Source organism: Cupriavidus taiwanensis (assembly GCF_900250115.1).
GTDB classification, from domain to species: Bacteria; Pseudomonadota; Gammaproteobacteria; order Burkholderiales; family Burkholderiaceae; genus Cupriavidus; species Cupriavidus taiwanensis_B.
In genome coordinates, this window is sequence record NZ_LT984803.1 from 2,180,305 (window position 1) to 2,198,981 (window position 18,677).

General features: G+C 68.0%; 15 protein-coding genes and 1 tRNA gene. 5 read left to right on the forward strand and 11 right to left on the reverse strand.

The annotated features are described in order from the left end of the window. Positions 1-9 precede the first annotated feature (9 nt). The 5 genes from CBM2586_RS10255 to gloB form a co-directional block, all read right to left on the reverse strand. Positions 10-813 carry an SDR family NAD(P)-dependent oxidoreductase gene (locus CBM2586_RS10255; protein ID WP_115661739.1) on the reverse strand — a complete coding sequence of 268 codons (804 nt, stop codon included), beginning with the start codon at positions 811-813 and terminating at the stop codon, positions 10-12. Then, positions 810-3,164 carry a bifunctional salicylyl-CoA 5-hydroxylase/oxidoreductase gene (locus CBM2586_RS10260; RefSeq protein ID WP_115687409.1) on the reverse strand — a complete coding sequence of 785 codons (2,355 nt, stop codon included), beginning with the start codon at positions 3,162-3,164 and terminating at the stop codon, positions 810-812. The genes CBM2586_RS10255 and CBM2586_RS10260 overlap by 4 nt, the downstream gene beginning before the upstream one ends. A 174-nt stretch (positions 3,165-3,338) precedes the next feature. Then, on the reverse strand, positions 3,339-5,264 hold the full coding sequence (locus CBM2586_RS10265) for a propionate--CoA ligase (protein WP_373424216.1): 1,926 nt from the start codon (positions 5,262-5,264) through the stop codon (positions 3,339-3,341). Between the two features lie 143 nt (positions 5,265-5,407). Next, positions 5,408-7,087, reverse strand: coding sequence for a transglycosylase SLT domain-containing protein (locus tag CBM2586_RS10270; protein ID WP_115687413.1), 1,680 nt, complete (start codon positions 7,085-7,087; stop codon positions 5,408-5,410). Between the two features lie 142 nt (positions 7,088-7,229). Beyond that, positions 7,230-8,030 (reverse strand): hydroxyacylglutathione hydrolase, encoded by an 801-nt coding sequence (gene gloB / locus CBM2586_RS10275; RefSeq protein ID WP_115687415.1) that lies wholly within the window; start codon positions 8,028-8,030, stop codon positions 7,230-7,232. 12 nt (positions 8,031-8,042) lie between these two features. Here gloB and CBM2586_RS10280 point away from each other — a divergent pair, with 12 nt between their 5' ends. From CBM2586_RS10280 to CBM2586_RS10295, 4 genes are all read left to right on the forward strand, one after another. Further along, positions 8,043-8,837 carry a methyltransferase domain-containing protein gene (locus CBM2586_RS10280; protein ID WP_115661734.1) on the forward strand — a complete coding sequence of 265 codons (795 nt, stop codon included), beginning with the start codon at positions 8,043-8,045 and terminating at the stop codon, positions 8,835-8,837. Positions 8,838-8,914: 77 nt separating this feature from the next. Continuing rightward, a complete protein-coding gene (gene rnhA / locus CBM2586_RS10285) occupies positions 8,915-9,352 on the forward strand; it encodes a ribonuclease HI (protein WP_018007845.1) in 438 nt (145 codons plus the stop codon). Between the two features lie 52 nt (positions 9,353-9,404). After that, positions 9,405-10,145 (forward strand): DNA polymerase III subunit epsilon, encoded by a 741-nt coding sequence (gene dnaQ, locus CBM2586_RS10290; protein ID WP_115687417.1) that lies wholly within the window; start codon positions 9,405-9,407, stop codon positions 10,143-10,145. Positions 10,146-10,234: 89 nt separating this feature from the next. Next, positions 10,235-10,309, forward strand: a tRNA-Val gene (locus tag CBM2586_RS10295). Positions 10,310-10,682: 373 nt separating this feature from the next. Here the strand turns inward: CBM2586_RS10295 and CBM2586_RS10300 are convergent. Continuing rightward, positions 10,683-11,288 (reverse strand): cysteine hydrolase family protein, encoded by a 606-nt coding sequence (locus CBM2586_RS10300; protein WP_115687419.1) that lies wholly within the window; start codon positions 11,286-11,288, stop codon positions 10,683-10,685. 289 nt (positions 11,289-11,577) lie between these two features. Here CBM2586_RS10300 and CBM2586_RS10305 point away from each other — a divergent pair, with 289 nt between their 5' ends. Further along, entirely contained in the window at positions 11,578-13,575 is a 1,998-nt protein-coding gene (locus CBM2586_RS10305) for a diguanylate cyclase domain-containing protein (protein WP_240987911.1), read from the forward strand. Positions 13,576-13,635: 60 nt separating this feature from the next. Here CBM2586_RS10305 and CBM2586_RS10310 read toward each other — a convergent pair whose 3' ends face one another. The 5 genes from CBM2586_RS10310 to CBM2586_RS10330 form a co-directional block, all read right to left on the reverse strand. Further along, positions 13,636-15,375: an ABC transporter substrate-binding protein gene (locus CBM2586_RS10310; protein ID WP_373424202.1), complete on the reverse strand. Its 1,740-nt coding sequence runs from the start codon at positions 15,373-15,375 to the stop codon at positions 13,636-13,638. A gap of 109 nt (positions 15,376-15,484) precedes the next feature. Further along, on the reverse strand, positions 15,485-15,793 hold the full coding sequence (locus tag CBM2586_RS10315; RefSeq protein WP_115687423.1) for a DUF2160 domain-containing protein: 309 nt from the start codon (positions 15,791-15,793) through the stop codon (positions 15,485-15,487). A gap of 28 nt (positions 15,794-15,821) precedes the next feature. Continuing rightward, a complete protein-coding gene (locus tag CBM2586_RS10320; RefSeq protein WP_240987912.1) occupies positions 15,822-16,688 on the reverse strand; it encodes a carbohydrate ABC transporter permease in 867 nt (288 codons plus the stop codon). Then, positions 16,681-17,574, reverse strand: a complete 894-nt coding sequence (locus CBM2586_RS10325) for a carbohydrate ABC transporter permease (protein ID WP_373424203.1) — start codon at positions 17,572-17,574, stop codon at positions 16,681-16,683. Before CBM2586_RS10325 ends, CBM2586_RS10320 begins: the two co-directional genes overlap by 8 nt. Next, positions 17,571-18,677 (reverse strand): ABC transporter ATP-binding protein, encoded by a 1,107-nt coding sequence (locus CBM2586_RS10330; protein WP_115661729.1) that lies wholly within the window; start codon positions 18,675-18,677, stop codon positions 17,571-17,573. The genes CBM2586_RS10325 and CBM2586_RS10330 overlap by 4 nt, the downstream gene beginning before the upstream one ends.

An 18,677-nucleotide genomic window follows, 5' to 3' on the forward strand; every position in this document is an offset into this window, starting at 1 on the left:
CAGTGTGCTTCAGCCCGCCATCACTTCGCCGCCGGCGACCGGGATCGCCTGCCCGGTGATCGCCGCGGCGGAGGGCTGGCACAGCCAGGCCACCGCGTCGGCGACCTCCTCAGGCTGCACCAGCCGGCGCTGCGGGTTGCGCGCGGCCAGTTCGGCGCGCGCCTGTTCCTCGCTGCGGCCGGTCTTGCCGACGATATTGGCGACGGCGTCGCGCACGATGTCGGTTTCGGTATAGCCGGGGCACACCGCGTTGACGGTCACGCCCCTGGCCGCGGTTTCCAGCGCCAGCGCGCGGGTCAGGCCGATCACGCCATGCTTGGCCGCGCAGTAGGCGCTGACGTAGCCATAGCCGATCAGCCCCGCGGTGCTGGCCACGTTGACGATGCGGCCCCAACCCGCGTCGAGCATCGCCGGCAGCGCCGCCTGCGTGCACAGGAAGGTGCCGGTCAGGTTCACGTCGAGCATGCGCTGCCACAGCGCGGCATCGGTCTTCAGGAACGGTGCGCTGTGGGCCTGCCCGGCGTTGTTGACCAGCAGCGCGACCGGGCCGGCCTGTTCCGTGGCCGCGGCCAAGGCTTGCGCAACGCTGTCGGCATCCGCAATATCGGCCGTGACAGACGAAACGACGGTGCCCGCCGGCGCCTGCCCGCGCAGCGCCTGCACCGTCGCCTGCAGCGTGCCGGCATCGCGCCCCAGCAGGGTGACGCTGGCGCCATCGGCCAGCAGCCGCCGCGCGATCGCGGCGCCGATGCCGCGCCCGCCACCGGTGACCAGCGCGTGCCGGCCGGCCAGTGTTGCCATGCTGCCGGTCATGCCTGCTTCTCCTGCGCCGCGGCGCGTTCCAGATTGGTTTCCAGCTGCCGCTTGCCCGCCAGGTACTGCCTGGGCCAGGCGATGTCGCGGTAGCCGATGCGCGCGGCCTCGTGCAGCGTCCACGCCGGATTGGCCAGGTGCGGCCGCGCGATCGCGCACAGGTCGGCGCGGCCGGCGGCGATGATCGAGTCGACGTGATCCGCTTCGAAGATCGCGCCCACCGCAATGGTGGCGATACCGGCCTCGTTGCGGATGCGGTCGGCGAACGGGGTCTGGTACATGCGGCCGTAGACCGGCGCCTGATCGGGGCTGACCTGGCCCGACGAGCAGTCGATCATGTCGGCGCCCGCGGCCTTGAACGCGCGCGCGATCTCGACCGCATCGTCGGGCGTGATGCCGCCCTCGACCCAGTCATGCGCGGAAATGCGCACCGACATCGGCTTGTCTTGCGGCCATACCGCGCGCACCGCGGCAAACACCTCGAGCGGATAGCGCAGCCGCGCCGCCAGCGCACCGCCGTATTCGTCGTCGCGCGTATTGGTCAGGGGCGAGATAAAGCTGGACAGCAGGTAGCCGTGCGCGCAGTGCAACTCGAGCCAGTCGAAGCCGGCCTCGGCCGCCCGCCGCGCGCTGGCGACGAAATCATCGCGCACCCGGTCCATGTCGGCGCGCGTCATCGCGCGAGGGGTCTGCGATTCCCCCGGCAGGTAAGGCAACGGCGACGCCGAGATCACCGGCCAGTTGCCCTGCGGCAGCGGATGGTCCATCGCCTCCCAGCCCAGCTGGGTCGAGCCCTTGCGGCCGGAGTGGCCGATCTGCATGGCGATGCGGGCATCGCTGTTGGCGTGCACGAAATCGACGATGCGCTTCCACGCGTCGCGCTGTTCATCGTTCCACAAGCCCGGGCAACCCGGCGTGATGCGCGCGTCGGGCGAGACGCAGGTCATCTCCGCCACCACCATGCCGGCGCCGCCGAGCGCGCGCGAACCCAGGTGGACCAGGTGGAAGTCGCCCGGCACGCCATCGGTGCAGGAGTACATGGCCATCGGCGACACCACCACGCGGTTCTTCAGCGTGACGCCGCGCAGCCGGAACGGCGTGAACATCGGCGGCAGCGGCTGGTGCGCCTGCAATTGCAGGCTGTCGGCCGGCACCCCGGCCTGCTGTGCCAGCCAGTGCTCGAACTGCGCGACATAGCCGGCATCGCGCACGCGCAGGTTTTCATGCGAAATCCGTTGCGAGCGCGTCAGCAGCGAATAGGCGAACTGCTCCGGCGGCAGGCTGCCGGCATAGCGCTCGACGTTTTCGAACCACTCGGTCGAGTTGCGCGCCGCGTTCTGTATCTTCAGCACCTCTACCCCGCGCGTGGCTTCATAGCGCGCCAGCGCATCGGGCAGGCCGTCGTGGCCGCTGAGACGGATTTCCTCGGCCAGGTCGATGGCATCCTCGAGCGCCAGCTTGGTACCCGAGCCGATCGAGAAATGCGCGGTGTGCGCGGCATCGCCCATCAGCACCACCGGAACGCGGCGGCCGTCGGGCAAGGTGTTCCAGTGCACCCATTGCCGGCAGATCACGCGCGGGAAGCGGATCCAGATCGCCGAGCCGCGCAGGTGCGCCGCATTGCTGATCAGCTTGTTGCCATCGAGGTAGCGCGCGAACAGCTTTTCGCAGTAAGCCACACCCTCTTCCTGGCTCATCTGCTCGATGCCGGCGGCGCGCCAGACCGGTTCCGGCGCCTCGACGATAAAGGTCGAGGTGTTGTCGTCGAAGCGGTAGGCATGCGCCTGGAACCAGCCGTGCTCGGTCTTCTCGAAGGCAAAGGTGAAGGCGTCGAACAGCTTGTGCGTGCCCAGCCAGACAAAGCGGCACTGGCGCGTGTCGATATCCGGCCGGAAGGTGTCGGCATAGCGACTGCGGATGCGGCTGTTCAGGCCGTCAGACGCGATCACCAGGTCGGCCTGGTATTGCATCGCCAGCGCCTGGTCGTCGGAGACATCGGTCTCGAACACCAGCTTCACCCCGAGCGCCTCGCAGCGCGCCTGCAGGATGTTGAGCAGGCGCTTGCGGCCGATGCCGATAAAGCCATGCCCGCCCGAGCGGATGGTGCGCCCGCCGATATGGATGTCGATATCGTCCCAGTGGTTGAAGGCGGCGTTGATCTCGCTGGCGCTGGCCGGGTCGGCCTGCTTCAGGTTGTCCATGGTGGCGTCCGAGAACACCACGCCCCAGCCGAAGGTGTCGTAGGGCCGGTTACGCTCGACCACGATGACCTCATTGGCCGGATCCTGCAGTTTCATCAGCAGGCCGAAGTACAGGCCGGCGGGGCCTCCGCCAATACAAAGCACGCGCATCTGTTGCCTCCTGCCGGCTGTGCCGGGCGCGCCGCACCTCGCGCACCGCCCGGTTCACACCGCCATCTAGATCATGGTTAAATATTTTATGCTTCAAATATTAGACTGCATCACGACCGATGGCAAGGCGGCGATGCGGTGTGCCGCGTGCGACACCCTCATCGCCCTGCCCCGCTAGCCCTTCAACGCGGCCTGCAGCTGTTCCAGCGCGCCCGGATCCTCGATCGTGGTCAGGTCGCCCGGGTCGCGGCCCTCGGCCACGGCCTGCATGGCGCGCCGCAGCAGCTTGCCGGAACGGGTCTTCGGCAGCGCATTGACGAACAGCACGCGCGCCGGACGGGCCACTGCGCCCAGTTGCTGCTCGACCGTCTTCATCAGCTCGCCTTCCAGCGCCAGCCGCGCCTCGGGCGTGGCCGTGCGCGCCGGATCGCGCGCGATGCAGAAGGCCATCGCCACCTGCCCCTTGAGCGCGTCCTGCACCCCCACCACGGCCACCTCGGCCACCGCGGCGCTGGACGACAGGCTTTCCTCGATCTCGCGTGTGCCCAGCCGGTGGCCGGCCACGTTGATCACGTCGTCGGTGCGCCCCAGGATAAAGACGTAGCCGTCGGCATCGCGCACGCCCCAGTCGAAGGTGGAATAGCACAGACGGTTCGGCACCGCCTGCCAGTAGGTGCGCACGAAGCGGTCATCGTCGCCCCACACCGTGCTCATGCACCCCGGCGGCAGCGGGCCGTCGATGGCGACCACGCCCTTCTGCCCGGGCGGGCATTCCGCGCCGGTGTTTTCGTCGACGATCTTCAGGTCATAGCCGTAGGCCGGCACGCCGGGCGAGCCCAGCTTCGGCGGCAGCGCCTCGAGGCCGCGCTGGATCGCGATGATGGGCCAGCCGGATTCGGTCTGCCAGTAGTTGTCGACCACCGGCTTGCCGAGGCCGTCCTGGATCCAGCGCGCGGTCGGCTCGTCGAGCGGCTCGCCGGCCAGGAACAGCAGGCGCAGGCTGGACAGGTCGTAGCGCGTCAGCCATGCCGGGTCCTGCTTCTTCAGCACGCGGATCGCGGTCGGGGCGCTGAACATCAGGTTGACCCGGTATTGCTCGACCAGGCGCCACAGGATGCCACCGTCGGGGCGGATCGGCGTGCCTTCATACATCAGCGTGGCCATGCCGGCCAGCAGCGGACCATAGACGATATAGCTGTGCCCCACCACCCAGCCGATGTCGGACGCGGTGAACATGGTGTCGCCGGCCTTGCCGCAGAAGATGTATTCCATCGACGTGGCCAGCGCCACCGCGTAGCCGCCGGTATCGCGCTGCACGCCCTTCGGCTTGCCGGTGGTGCCCGAGGTATAGAGCACATAGGAGGGCTCGCCCGACTCCAGCCACACGCACGGCACCTGCACGCCGGCGACGCGCTCGCGCCATGCGGCGTAGTCTTCGTCGCGCCCTTCGGTGCGGGGCATGTCCGCCAGTTGCCGGTCCACCAGCAGCACTTTCTCGGGCTGGTGCGAGGACAGCCGGATGGCTTCGTCCAGCAGCGGCTTGTACGGCACCACCTTGCCCGCGCGCGAACCGGCGTCGGCGCTGACCACCACGCGCGGCCGCGCATCCTCGATGCGCGCGGACAGGCTGACCGAGGCGAAGCCGCCGAACACCACCGAATGGATGGCGCCGATGCGCGCGCACGCCAGCATGGCGAAGGCGGCTTCCGGGATCATCGGCATGTAGATCAGCACCCGGTCGCCCCGCTGCACGCCCAGCTGCTGCAGGATCGCCGCCATGCGGCTGACCTCGTCGTGCAGCTCGGCGTAGGTGAAGCTGCGGGCCTGGTCGGTTTCGGTCGAGACCCAGTGCAGCGCCGGCTGGCTGGCGCGGGCCGCCAGGTGGCGGTCGACCGCGTTGTGGCACAGGTTGGTGCGCCCGCCGACGAACCAGCGCGTGAAGGGTGCGCGGCTGTTGTCGAGCACCTGGCTGAAAGGGGTTTCCCAGTCGATGCGTGCCGCCTGTTCGGCCCAGAACCCCTCGGGCTCGGCCAGCGAACGGGCATGCACGGCATGGCTTGCCGTCATGTCTGTCTCCTCCGCGTCTGCGGTCGTTGGTATCTGCCCGTAGTTTGCCACCGGCCCGGGCGCTCGTGGCCACGGTTTGAGCGCGCTGCCGCACGGGGCGGCGCCCGCACATGAAAAAAGGGGCGTGCCGACGGCATCGCCCCTTTTGCTGCGCCAGCGTCGCGCCGGCGGTCAGGTCAGCGCGCCTTGGCGCCCTTGGCGCTGGCCTTGGTGGTGGTCTTTGCCGACACCTTGGCCACGGCCGGCGCCTTGCCGGCGCGCCGCGGCGAGGCCTCGACCACCACACGCTGGCGCGTGTCGGCCTTGCCCTTGGCGGAGACCCGCACCACCCTGGCGCCCTTGCCGGCCTTGCCTGACGGCTCCTTGTGGCTGGCCGGCTCGCTGCGCTCGGCCCGCTCGGCGCGGTCCGCGCGTTCGGCCCGCGCCGCGCGCACGGCGCCGGCGCCGCGCACCGGCACCATCAGCACCAGGCTCTGCCCGGCCACCAGCTTGGTGCCGGAGAGCTTGTTCCACGACTGCACCTGCCCCGCCGAGACGCCATAGCGCCGCGCCACGGTTGCCACGGTATCGCGCCGGCTGGCGCGCACCACCACGCGGCGCGCATCCGGCAGGTCGGGCTCCATCGCCAGCATGGCGCTGTCGGCCAGGGTGGCGCTGATGTCCTGGTCATGCCGGCCCGAGCGCGGGATCATCACGGTCGAACCCGCCTTCAGGCGCATGCCCTTGGGGATGCTGTTGATCTCGCGCAGCGTGTCGGCATCGACATTCAGGCGCGCCGCCAGTGACTCGACACGCTCGCGGCTGTCCACCGTCACCGCGGCCCAGCTCGAGAGCCCGCCGCGATAAGTGTTCAGGTTGTACTGGAAGCGCTCGGCGTTATCGAACGGCAGCAGGATCTGCGGGTTCGACGCGCCCAGGATCACCGGCCGGTTGAACGACGGGTTCAGTGCCTTGAATTCCTCCACCGACATGTCCGCCAGCTTGGCCGCGAGGTTCACGTCGATGTCGCGCGAGGTGGTCACCGTGACGAAGTACGGGTGGTCCGGGATCTCGGGCAGCTTGACGCCGTACGCGGCCGGGTTGGCGATGATGTTCTTGACCGCCTGCAGCTTGGGCACGTAGTAGCGCGTCTCGTTGGGCATCGGCAGGCTGGCATAGTCGGTCGGCAGCCCGCGCGCCTGGTTGCGCGCAATCGCCCGCGACACCGCGCCCTCGCCCCAGTTGTACGCCGCCAGCGCCAGGTGCCAGTCGCCGAACATGTCGTAGAGCCGCGCCAGGTAGTCGAGCGCGGCGTCGGTCGAGGCCAGCACGTCGCGGCGCTCGTCGCGGAACATGTTCTGCTTCAGGTTGTACGACTTGCCGGTGCTCGGGATGAACTGCCACATCCCGGCCGCCTTGGCGGTGGACTGCGCCTGCGGGTTGAACGCGCTCTCGACGAACGGCAGCAGCGCCAGCTCGGTCGGCATCTTGCGCTGTTCCAGCTCCTCTACGATGTGATAGAGGTAGCGGCTCGAGCGCCCGACCATCCGTTCCATGTACTCCGGCCGCTGCGCATACCACTGGGTGCGGTCGTCGACCAGCGTGCCCTCCAGGTCCGTCATGGCAAAGCCGCGCCGGATGCGGTCCCAGATATCGTTGGACGGGCCGCGCAGCCAGTCCAGTCCGCCCTGGTCGACATTGATGGTGGAAGTGGAAGAGAGCGCGGACTTGTCGCTGAGGGTGTTGAGCGGGTCCTGGCGCCTGGCAGTCTGGGCGGTCGCGGCACCGTCGGCGCCTTCAGGCGGCGTGGGGGTGCTGGCGCACGCTGCAAGCAGCGCGGCGCACGCGACCACCGCCAGTAATCGACCAATTTTCATTAAGTTCTCAAATCGTGACGCTAAAAGGTTGCGTGATGCTAAAAAAAACCGCGTATCGCGTCAATCAGATTTTCCACATAAGCAGTATCCGGCCGCCGCCTGCGATGCCTTGTGGCGCAAGCCATGGCGGCCCCGTCATGGCTCAGCGGAAATTGTCCTTCCAGCCGCGCAGCGCGCCGAACGCCTGCGCATCGCCCGCGGTGGTGCTGCCGTGCGCCGACACCGCGGCGCGTACCGCCGGCTCGCGCGAGCGCAGGAACGGGTTGACCTGGCGCTCGTGGGCGATGGTGGTCGGCAGCGTCGGCTGGTCCGCGGCGCGCAGCGCCTCGACGCGCCGCTCCCATGCCTCGAGCGCGGCGTTGCCGGGCTCCACCGCGCGCGCGAAGCGCACATTGCTGCGCGTGTATTCGTGCGCGCAATAGACGCGGGTGTCGCCGGGCAGCGCCGCCAGCTTGTCGAGCGAGGCCAGCATCTGCGCCGGCGTGCCCTCGAACAGGCGCCCGCAGCCGCTGGCGAACAGCGTATCGCCGCAGAACACCGCCGGGCCGGCTGCGCCGAGGTCAGCGACGTAAGCGATATGGCCGGCGGTGTGGCCGGGCACGTCCAGCACGCGCAGCGTCAGTGCCGGCGCCTCGAGCGTGGCCACGTCGCCCTCGCGCAGCGCCTGGGTGCGCCCGCCGATACGCTCGCCGGCTGGCCCCAGCACCGGCAGCGGTTCGCCCGAAGGTGCGCGCGGATGCGCCGCCAGCAGCTCGGCCACGCCGCCCTGGTGATCGCCGTGGTGATGGGTGATTACAATAGCGCCCAGAGCCAGACCACTTTGCGCCAGGAAGCGCTCCACCGGCGCGGCCTCGCCAGGATCGACCACGGCGGCGCAGTGCCCGTCATGGATGGCCCAGATATAGTTATCCTGGAACGCCGGGATCGGCTCAACCTTCAACATGCGCATGCTCCTATGTCCAATCGTCCCAATCACCCGATTGTAAGCTGGGAAGACTGGCTGGCCTCGCCGCCCGGCGAGTACATGCTGCGCTGGGAGGCGCAGCATTACGACCGGACCGTGGCCGACATCTTCGGTTATCACGCGGTCCAGCTGGGACTGCCCTATGTCGATACCCTGCGCGAGAACCGGATGCCGTTCTCGGCGCTGGCACTGGACCCGTCCAGCGGCCCGCACGGGCCTCGGGCCGCACATCCGGATGCGCGCCAGCTGCTGTGCCGTTTCGACGAGCTGCCGTTCGACACCCAGAGCATCGACCTGGTCACCCTGCCCCACATCCTGGAGTTCGCCGAAGACCCGCATGAAGTGCTGCGCGAAGTCTCGCGGGTGCTGATGCCCGAGGGCCGCGTGGTGGTCACCTGCTTCAACCCGATGAGCCTGTGGGGGGCACGCCAGAGCATGAACCGGCTCGGCGCCACGCCATTCCTGCCGACCGACGCCCAGCAGATCGGCTTCGTGCGCATCAAGGACTGGCTCAAGCTGCTCGGCTTCGATATCATCCGCGGCCGCTTCGGCTGCTATTGCCCGCCCTACCGCACCGACCGCTGGCTGCAGCGCGCCGCCTTCATGGAAAAGGCCGGCGACCGCTGGTGGCCGATCTTCGGCGCGGTCTATATGATTTCGGCGATCAAGCGCGTGCGCAATATCCGGCTGGTCGGTCCCGCCTGGAAGAGCAAGCCGGCGCTGGCGCCGGTGTCGGCACCGGTGGCCACGCCCACCGGCACGCACGGCAAGGCTCCGGGTAAATAGCACTGACGAAGTCAGGCCGCGCGCTTTATCCGCCCCCTCAATGCGCCGCCCACCGCGGGCGGTCACCACGGAATCACATGCAAGAAGTCACGATCTACTCCGACGGCGCCTGCAAGGGCAATCCCGGCCGCGGCGGCTGGGGCGCAGTGCTGGTCGCCGGCACCAGCGAAAAAGAGCTGTTCGGCGGCGAGCCGAACACCACCAACAACCGCATGGAAATGACCGCCGTGATCGAAGCGCTGCGCGCGCTCAAGCGGCCTTGCGTGGTGCGCGTCTATACCGATTCCCAGTACGTGCAGAAGGGCATCAGCGAATGGCTGCCCGGCTGGAAGGCGCGCGGCTGGAAGACCGCCGACAAGAAGCCGGTCAAGAACGCCGACCTGTGGCAGGCGCTCGACACCCTGGCGCAACCGCACCAGATCTCGTGGCACTGGGTGCGCGGCCACAACGGCCACCCCGGCAACGAGCGCGCCGACGCGCTGGCCAACCGCGGCGTCGAATCGATCGGCCGCTGACCGGATCCCCTCGCCAACAACAAGTGCGGACCGCCCGCCCCGCTCCGCTAGAATGCCCGCCATGCGACAAATCGTTCTCGATACCGAAACCACCGGCCTGAATGCCGCCACCGGCGACCGCCTGATCGAAATCGGCTGCGTCGAGCTGATGAACCGCCGCCTGACGGGACGCCACCTGCACTTCTACGTCAACCCTGAGCGCGATATCGACGAGGGTGCAATCGCGGTCCACGGCATTACCGTCGAGTTCCTCGCCGACAAGCCGCGCTTCGCCGAGGTCGTCCACGATATCCGCGAGTTCGTGCAGGACGCCGAGCTGATCATCCACAACGCGCAGTTCGACCTGGGCTTCCTCGACATGGAATTCCAGCTGCTGGGCCTGCCGCCGTTCCGCCAGCATGTCGGCAGCGTGATCGATACCTTGCGCGAAGCCCGCCAGATGTTCCCGGGCAAGCGCAACTCGCTGGATGCGCTGTGTGAACGCCTCGGCGTCAGCAACGCCCACCGCACGCTGCACGGCGCGCTGCTGGATGCCGAACTGCTGGCCGAGGTCTACCTGGCGATGACGCGCGGCCAGGACTCGCTGGTGATCGACACGCTCGACACTGCCGGCGGCCAGGGCGGCGTGGTCGCCAGCGCCGACCTGTCCCGGCTGGCCCTGCCGGTGCTGCGCGCCACCGACGACGAGCAGCAGGCCCATCTGGCCCTGCTGAAGGGACTGGACAAGGCCAGCGGCGGCAAGACGGTATGGCAGGAAGCCCCTGCCGAAGCGCCCGGAACGCTGGCCGCGTAAGAAAATTCGCAAAAAGGGCTTTACAAGATACAAGAACCTCTGCATAATCTCATTTCTCTGCTGCACGACGGCAACGACGACGCAGACAGGGGTGGTTAGCTCAGCGGTAGAGCACTGCCTTCACACGGCAGGGGTCACAGGTTCAATCCCTGTACCACCCACCAGATTCAGGAAAGCCAGCCTCGCGCTGGCTTTTTTCATTGCCGCGCGGTCGGCCCGCCAACACAAGGCTGTTCGCGCGACCGTGCGCGAAACCGTTCCGCTCTCTGGAACAAGGGTCGCCTCATTTCGGACCACGAGCACGCCCGGCACCCTGAAGCTCCGACCACCGCCGGAGCGCGACTTGCCACTCCCCCGCCCTGCGCCAGCCAGGCTGGAGCCCGTCCTGCCCTGGACCGGCCGCAGCCCGGCCAACCCGGGCTGGTTCGAATTCGCGGGCGCTTTATCGCGCTGGCGCGGCGTGCCGACTGCGCCGGGGCTGGCCTTGCGCCCGTGCGGCCACGCCGTGCCGTGCGTGCGCACATGGCCGGTCGCCGGTTAGCGCCGCCAGGCGCCTGCGTCGGCGACCACCGTGGCGAAGCGGTCGTTCAGCGCGGCCAGCGTGCTGCGGTGCAGTTCCGCCGCGGGCACGGCAGCCCCACCCAGGGGATCGGGCAGGTCGCGCGTGGCGCAGGCTGCGGCAACGACCGTGCTGCGCAACCCGTGGTCGAGCGCCGCACGCACCGTGGCACTGACGCACATATGGGTCTGGAAGCCAGCAACGATCAATTCCTTGCGCCCAAGCCGGGACAACTCATCGGCCAGCGTGGTGCCGGCAAAGCTGTTGGGCAAGCCCTTGGTAACGGTGATTTCTCCGGCCTGCGGTCCCAGCCCTTCGATGAAGGCGGCATAGGGACCGGCCGGATCGAAGGCCAGGCTGCCCGGCCGGCCATGGTGCGCCACGTGGATCACCGGCGTGCCATGGAGGCGCGCCAGCGCCAGCAGTTCCGCGCAGGCTGCCACCGCAGCCGGCATACCCGCCAGTGGCAGGCGGCCATCGACATATTCCCGTTGATGGTCGATCAGGATCAGGACGGAGGACTCCCAGGCGGAGGGGATGCGGCTGGCTCCGGCGAGGTCGAGCAGTGTAGTAGGGGTCGTCATGGGCGTTGGGCCTTGTTGACAGTGGATTCGGCCCGCCTGAAAGCGAGAATGGGGCGGGGCCAGCGAGCATGCTAACGGCTGCCGGGAGTGCGTGCATGTGCAGTGTTGGGCGACCGACCCGAGCGCAGGTGCGCAAACTGCCGCCCCGGTAGCTCAGCCTTCCGTTTTGTTGCAAACAGTTTCGAAGTAAGGCTTGACATCTGCTAACCTTCTTAACACGCCACGGCTTGCGAATACCAGGCCAGCGGACGGGAAAACGGGTCAGTGCGCCATAATAAAGAAGTCAATCATGCAGCACTCTTTGAAGTATCGGATGGCGCTGGCCACGGCGGGAGTGGTGACGCTGATCATCGTGCTGCGCGCGCTCTACGCCCAGTATCACGCCTATGACAGCCTGAAGAACCTGCTGCAGACGCAGCAGGACACGCTGGTCAAGATGGTCGCCGAGCAGCTCGATGAAAAACTGCAGGGGCGCACCGCCGTGCTGCACCGGCTGTCGCGCCAGTTTTCCGTCCTCCATGCCGCCAGGCCGGCGGACTTGCGCCGGGCTGCGGAGGGGCTGGTGGAAATCCCCGAAACCTTCAATGCCGTCTTCCTCGCTGCGCCTGATGGCGAGCTGACGTTCAGCACCGCCGTGCCGGATGGCGTGCGCCTGCGCGTCAGCGACCGCGATTATTTCCGCGATGTGCTGCAGGGCCAGTCGTTCGCGGTGTCGGACCTGATCCAGGGCAAGCAGACCAACGCACCGGGCGTGGTGCTGGCGGTGCCGATGCTGGGGCCCGCCGGCGAACTGCGCGGCGTGGTCGGCGGCGTGCTGAACCTGGCGGACAGCAACTTCCTGCGCGAGCTGTCGCACAGCCGGGTCGGCACCACCGGCAGCTTCTGCCTGGTGTCTGCCGGCGCCAACCCCCGCTATGCGATGCATGCCGACGTGTCGCGCGTGCTGGCGCCGGCGCGCGCCATCGGCGAGGCCTGCGGCGCCGAACAGCCGCCGGCGCTGCTGGAAGCCCTGACGCCGACCCAGCCGATCATCTCCCGCTACCTGCTGGCCGCCAACGGCTGGGAGGTGGTCGCGGTGCTGCCCGCGGCCGAAGCCTATGCGCCGCTGATCACGGTGCGCAAGCGCACCCTGGTGATGGGGGCGATCACCATGGTGATCGCGGCCGGGCTGATGTGGCTGGTGATGTGGCGCCTGCTGGCGCCACTGCAGCGGCTGCATCGCGCGGTGCGCCAGCTCGGCACCAACCCGGCAGCGGTGGCGGACCTGCCGGTCGACCGCGCCGACGAGATCGGCGAGCTGGCGTCGAGCTTCGCCGAGGTCGTGGCCCAGCTGTCGGAGCGCGAGGCCGCGCTGCAGGCCGCCAAGGATCGTGCCGCCGCCAGCGAGAAGCGCATCGAGGCAATTGCCAACCATGTGCCGGACTTTATCTCGTTCATCGACATGCAGCAGCGCTACGTCTTCGTCAACGAGGCGTATGCACGGCGCTACGGCTTGCCGGCGCAGCAGATCGTGGGCCTGTCGCTGCGCGAACTGTGGGGCACGCAGGAATACCTGGCCTGCCAGCCCTACCTCCAGCAAGTCGGCAGCGGCCAGGCCGTGACCTTTACCCGCGAAAGCGGGGACGGCACCGAGTGCATCGAGATTACCTGCCAGCCGGCGTGGAACGATGCCCAGGACACCGTGGTCGGCCTGCACATGTTCGGGCGCAACGTCACGCATGAGCGCGAGAAGCTGCGCAGCCTGGAGGCACAGACCGTCTCCGACTACCTGACCGGGCTGCTCAACCGCAAGGGCTTCGACCGGCGCCTGGCCGAAGCCATGGCACGCACCGGCGCCAGCGCGTGCCCGCTGGCGCTGCTGCTGGTGGACCTGGACGACTTCAAGGCGGTCAACGACAACCATGGCCACCCCATCGGCGACCAGCTGCTGGTGGCGTTTGCGCAGCGCCTGCGCGCCTGCGTGCGCAAGGGCGATGCGGTCGCGCGCATCGGTGGCGACGAATTCGCGGTGATTCTTGACGGCATTGCCGACCGCCATGCCATGGCGTCGGTGGCCAACACCATCGTGCAGGCCGCGCGCATGCCCTTCGTGATCGATGGCCATACGCTGGCGGCGTCGGCCAGCGTCGGCGCGGCGCTGCGCGATGCGCGGCACGCCATGACCGTGAGCGAGCTGTTCCTGCACGCCGACATGGCGCTGTATGAAGCCAAGCGGCATGGCAAGGCGCGCTATGCCTCGCGGGCGGAGGCGGCGCCGGCGCCCGAAAGCTCCGGCGTCGCGACCTAGGATCGGAGCGGGCGCTGGGAGCGTACCGACCCAGCCGGCACGCCCGCAGCGCCTAGGTGCTCAGCGCACCTGCCCCTCCTTCCATGCCTGCAGCAGCTTGTCGTACGGAATGGTCTCGCCCCTGGGCTTCTCGTTGGCCAGCTTCTTCCACGGCGCGTGGTCGGCGGACAGCCACTTGCCCGGGTCGCCCTTGGGATTGAGCTTGGGCGCGCATTGGCTCATGCCGGCGCGCTGCAGCCGCGCCATGACCTGGTCCATCTCTTCGGCCAGCGTGTCCATCGCGGCTTGCGGCGTCTTCTCGCCGGTCACCGCGGTGGCCACGTTCTTCCACCACAGCTGGGCCAGCTTCGGATAATCCGGCACGTTGGTGCCGGTCGGGGTCCACGCCACGCGCGCGGGGCTGCGGTAGAACTCGACCAGGCCGCCATACTTGGCCGCGTTCCTGGTCAGGTAGTCGTGATGGATGTCGCTGTCGCGGATAAAGGTCAGGCCGGTCAGCGACTTTTTCAGCGATACCGTCTTGGAGGTCACGAACTGCGCGTACAGCCAGGCACCGGCCAGCTTGTTGGGATCGGTGTTCTTGAAGAAGGTCCACGACCCCACGTCCTGGTAGCCGTTCTGCATGCCCTGCTTCCAGTACGGGCCATACGGCGACGGCGCCATGCGCCACTTGGGCGAGCCGTCGGCGTTGACGACCGGCAGGCCCTTCTTGGTCATGTCGGCGGTAAAGGCCGTGTACCAGAAGATCTGCTGGGCCACCTGGCCCTGCGCGGGCACCGGGCCGGCTTCGGAGAAGGTCATGCCCATCGCCTGCGGCGGGGCGTACTTCTTCATCCAGTCGATGTACTTGGTCAGCGCGTAGACCGCCGCCGGACTGTTGGTGGCGCCGCCGCGCGCCACCGAGGCGCCGACCGGCGTGCACTTGTCCTCGGCCACGCGGATACCCCACTCGTCCACCGGCATGCCGTTGGGCAGGCCCTTGTCGGCGGTGCCGGCCATCGACAGCCAGGCGTCGGTGAAGCGCCAGCCCAGCGACGGGTCCTTCTTGCCGTAGTCCATGTGGCCGTAGACCTTCTTGCCGTCGATCTCCTTCACGTCATTGGTAAAGAAGCTGGCGATGTCCTCGTAGGCGGACCAGTTGGTCGGCACGCCCAGGTCGTAGCCGTACTTGGCCTTGAACTTGTCCTGCAGGTCCTTGCGCGCGAACCAGTCGGCGCGGAACCAGTACAGGTTGGCGAACTGCTGGTCGGGAAGCTGGTACAGCTTGCCATCCGGCGCGGTGGTGAACTTGGTGCCGATGAAGTCCTTCACATCCAGCCCGGGATTGGTCCACTCCTTGCCGGCGCCGTTCATGTAGTCGGTCAGCGGCAGGATCGAGCCATAGCGGTAGTGCGTGCCGATCAGGTCGGAGTCGGAGATCCAGCCGTCGTAGATCGACTTGCCGGACTGCATCGAGGTCTGCAGCTTCTCGACCACATCGCCTTCCTGGATCAGGTCATGGTTGACCTTGATGCCGGTGATTTCCTCGAACGCCTTGGCCAGGGTCTTGGATTCGTACTCGTGCGTGGTGATGGTCTCGGACACCACGTTGATCTGCGTGACGCCCTTGGCCTTCAGTCTGGCAGCGGCGTCGATGAACCACTGCATTTCCGCCGCCTGCTTGTCCTTGGACAGCGACGAGGGCTGGAACTCGTTGTCGATCCACTTCTTCGCTTCCGCTGCGCCCGCCCAGGCGGACCCGCAAGCCAGCGCGGCCGCGCAGGCAAGGGCTGACATCCCCAACGTCACGTGCACTTTCATCGGTGTCTCCTCAAGAATCCCCTGCCCCGGTCTTGGTCTGGGTGGCGGCCCCGGGGTGGGGACAAGCCGCGTTTCCCGTTGTTGCTGGCAAATGCCCGCTGGCGGTGCGCTAGCCCTTGCGCAGGATCAGCGCCAGCACCAGCATCGATGCCACGAAGCTGATCCACACCGAGGGCTCTTCCGGCAGCGCCAGCCATGCGGCGATCTTCCCGCCCAGCCCGATCCACGCCAGGTTGATCCACGCCGCGCACATCAGCCCGATGAAGAGCCGGTCGCCGCGGGTGGTGGCGATCGGCAGGAAGCCCTTGCGCAGCACCGACGGCGAGCGGATTTCCAGGATCGTCATGCCGATCAGCATCACCACGATGCAGCCAAAGAACACCGCCACCGGTGTGGTCCATACCATCCAGTTCAGCATTGGCGCCGTCTCCTTGCGCAGGCCTGCGTTAAACCCGGCCCATCGCGAAGCCCTTCGCGATGTAGTGCCGCACGAACCAGATCACGATGCCGCCGGGCACGATGGTAAGCACGCCGGCCGCCGCCAGCACGCCCCAGTCCATGCCCGATGCCGACACCGTGCGCGTCATGGTGGCGACGATGGGCTTGGCATTGACCGAGGTCAGCGTGCGCGCCAGCAGCAGCTCGACCCAGCTGAACATGAAGCAGAAGAAGGCGGCCACGCCCACCCCGGCCTTGATCAGCGGCAGGAAGATGGTCAGGAAGAAGCGCGGGAACGAGTAGCCGTCGACATAGGCGGTCTCGTCGATCTCGCGCGGCACGCCCGACATGAAGCCCTCCAGGATCCACACCGCCAGCGGCACGTTGAAGACCAGGTGCGCCAGCGCCACGCCCAGGTGCGTATCCATCAGCCCGATGGTGCTGTAGAGCTGGAAGAACGGCAGCAGGAACACCGCCGGCGGCGTCATGCGGTTGGTCAGCAGCCAGAAGAACACGTGCTTGTCGCCGATGAACTGGTAGCGCGAAAAGGCGTAGGCGGCCGGCAGCGCCACGCCGATCGAGATCACCGTGTTCATCGCCACGTAGATCATCGAGTTGAGGTAGCCCGAATACCACGACGGATCGGTGAAGATGGTCTGGTAGTGCTCGAGCGTGAACTGGCCCGGCCACAGCGACAGCGTCGAGACGATCTCCTCGTTGGTCTTGAACGACATGTTGACCATCCAGTAGATCGGCACGATCGCGAACACCAGGTAGGCCAGCAGGAAGCCGGCGCGCCACCAGGCGGCGCGTCTGGCCTGCGCGGGGATCGCGGCGGGGACCACCGCAGGGACTGCCGAAGATATCTCAGCCATGGGGCATGTCCTCGCTGCCGGCGGTGCCCGCGCGCTGCATCCAGTTGTAGAGGACGAAACACATGAGCAGGATGATCAGGAAGTAGACGATGGAAAACGCCGCCGCCGGACCCAGGTCGAACTGGCCGACCGCCTTCTGCGTCAGGTATTGCGACAGGAAGGTGGTGGCGTTGCCCGGTCCGCCGCCGGTCAGCACAAACGGCTCGGTGTAGATCATGAAGCTGTCCATGAAGCGCAGCAGCACCGCGATCATCAGCACGCCGCGCAGCTTGGGCAGCTGGATATAGCGGAACACCGCCAGGCGCGAGGCGCCGTCGATCTGCGCGGCCTGGTAGTAGGCGTCGGGAATCGCGCGCAGGCCGGCGTAGCACAGCAGCGCCACCAGAGGCGTCCAGTGCCAGACGTCCATCACCAGCACCGTGATCCAGGCGTCGAAGGCGCTGCCGGTGTAGTTGTAGTCGAAGCCGAGCCCCGCCAGCGCGGCGCCGAGCAGGCCGATGTCGGTGCGCCCGAAGATCTGCCAGATGGTGCCGACCACGTTCCACGGGATCAGCAGCGACAGCGCGATGATCACCAGCACCGCCGACGCCTTCCAGCCCCGGTCCGGCATCGACAGCGCCAGCAGGATGCCGAGCGGGATCTCCACCAGCAGCACCGCCAGCGAGAAGCCGAGCTGGCGCAGCAGCGCGTCGTGCAGCTCGCCGTCGCGCAGCACGGTGCGGAACCATTCGGTGCCGACGAACACGCGCCGCTCGGGCGAGATGATGTCCTGGACCGAGTAGTTGACGATGGTCATCAGCGGCAGGATGGCGGAGAACGCCACGCACGCCACCACCGGCAGCACCAGCAGCCAGGCCTTCTGGTTAACGGGTTTCAGGGGCTTCATGACACCAGCTCCTCGTTGACGTAGTAGCAGGTATGCCGGTTGAACACCGACAGCCACGCGGTGTCGCCCGCGCGCAGGCCGGTGGCCTCGGCGCCCAGCCGCGCGCGCAGCGTGCCGGCCTGCGCGCCCGCTTCCTGCACCGCGCCGGTCAGCAGCCAGTAGGTGCCGATGTCCTGCGCGCGCTGCACCTGCACCGGCACCGCCTGCGTGTCGCGCTCGGGCGCCAGTTGCAGGTATTCGGGGCGCACCCCGATGCGGAAGCTGCCGGCCTGCCGCAGCGCCGCTTCCACCGGCGGCGACAGCGGCGGCAGATAGCGCCGCCCGGCCACGTCGATGGCGCCGTCGCGCCATTGCCCGGACAGGAAATTCATGCCCGGCGAGCCGATAAAGTGGCCGACGAAGGTGTGCGCGGGCCGCTCGAACAGCGCATCGGCCGGCCCCACCTGCACCGCCTTGCCGCGCGACATCACCACCACCTGATCGGCGAAGGTCAGCGCCTCGGTCTGGTCGTGGGTGACGTAGATCAGCGTCAGGCGGAATTCGTGGTGGATCTCCTTGAGCTTGCGCCGCAGCTGCCATTTCAGCTGCGGGTCGATCACCGTGAGCGGCTCGTCGAACAGGATCGCCGACACGTCCTGCCGCACCAGCCCGCGCCCGAGCGAGATCTTCTGCTTGGCATCGGCGGCCAGGCCGCTGGCGCGGCGCCCGAGCGTCGCCGACAGGTCCAGCATCTCGGCGACGCGCCCGACCCGCTCGCGTACCTGCGCCTCCGGCACGCCGCGGTTGCGCAGCGGGAAGGCCAGGTTTTCGCCGACGGTCATGGTGTCGTAGATCACCGGGAACTGGAACACCTGGGCGATATTGCGCGCCTGCGGCGTGGCGCCGGTGACGTCGCGGCCGTCGAAGGCGATGGTGCCGTGCGACGGGCGCAGCAGCCCGGAAATGCAGTTCAGCAGCGTGGTCTTGCCGCAGCCGGAGGGGCCCAGCAGCGCATAGGCGCCGCCGTCCTCGAAGGTGAAGCGCAGCGGCAGCAGCGCGTAGTCCTCGTCGGTGCGCGGCTGCGGCACGTACGAGTGCGCCAGGTCCAGGTCGATGCGCGCCAT

Coding starts and splice junctions, on each gene's coding strand:
- CBM2586_RS10255 (WP_115661739.1), bottom strand. CDS start 813: ATGACCGGCAGCATGGCAACACTGGCCGGCCGGCACGCGCTGGTCACC.
- CBM2586_RS10260 (WP_115687409.1), bottom strand. CDS start 3,164: ATGCGCGTGCTTTGTATTGGCGGAGGCCCCGCCGGCCTGTACTTCGGC.
- CBM2586_RS10270 (WP_115687413.1), bottom strand. CDS start 7,087: ATGAAAATTGGTCGATTACTGGCGGTGGTCGCGTGCGCCGCGCTGCTT.
- gloB (WP_115687415.1), bottom strand. CDS start 8,030: ATGTTGAAGGTTGAGCCGATCCCGGCGTTCCAGGATAACTATATCTGG.
- CBM2586_RS10280 (WP_115661734.1), top strand. CDS start 8,043: ATGTCCAATCGTCCCAATCACCCGATTGTAAGCTGGGAAGACTGGCTG.
- rnhA (WP_018007845.1), top strand. CDS start 8,915: ATGCAAGAAGTCACGATCTACTCCGACGGCGCCTGCAAGGGCAATCCC.
- dnaQ (WP_115687417.1), top strand. CDS start 9,405: ATGCCCGCCATGCGACAAATCGTTCTCGATACCGAAACCACCGGCCTG.
- CBM2586_RS10300 (WP_115687419.1), bottom strand. CDS start 11,288: ATGACGACCCCTACTACACTGCTCGACCTCGCCGGAGCCAGCCGCATC.
- CBM2586_RS10305 (WP_240987911.1), top strand. CDS start 11,578: ATGCAGCACTCTTTGAAGTATCGGATGGCGCTGGCCACGGCGGGAGTG.
- CBM2586_RS10310 (WP_373424202.1), bottom strand. CDS start 15,375: ATGAAAGTGCACGTGACGTTGGGGATGTCAGCCCTTGCCTGCGCGGCC.
- CBM2586_RS10315 (WP_115687423.1), bottom strand. CDS start 15,793: ATGCTGAACTGGATGGTATGGACCACACCGGTGGCGGTGTTCTTTGGC.
- CBM2586_RS10320 (WP_240987912.1), bottom strand. CDS start 16,688: ATGGCTGAGATATCTTCGGCAGTCCCTGCGGTGGTCCCCGCCGCGATC.
- CBM2586_RS10325 (WP_373424203.1), bottom strand. CDS start 17,574: ATGAAGCCCCTGAAACCCGTTAACCAGAAGGCCTGGCTGCTGGTGCTG.
- CBM2586_RS10330 (WP_115661729.1), bottom strand. CDS start 18,677: ATGGCGCGCATCGACCTGGACCTGGCGCACTCGTACGTGCCGCAGCCG.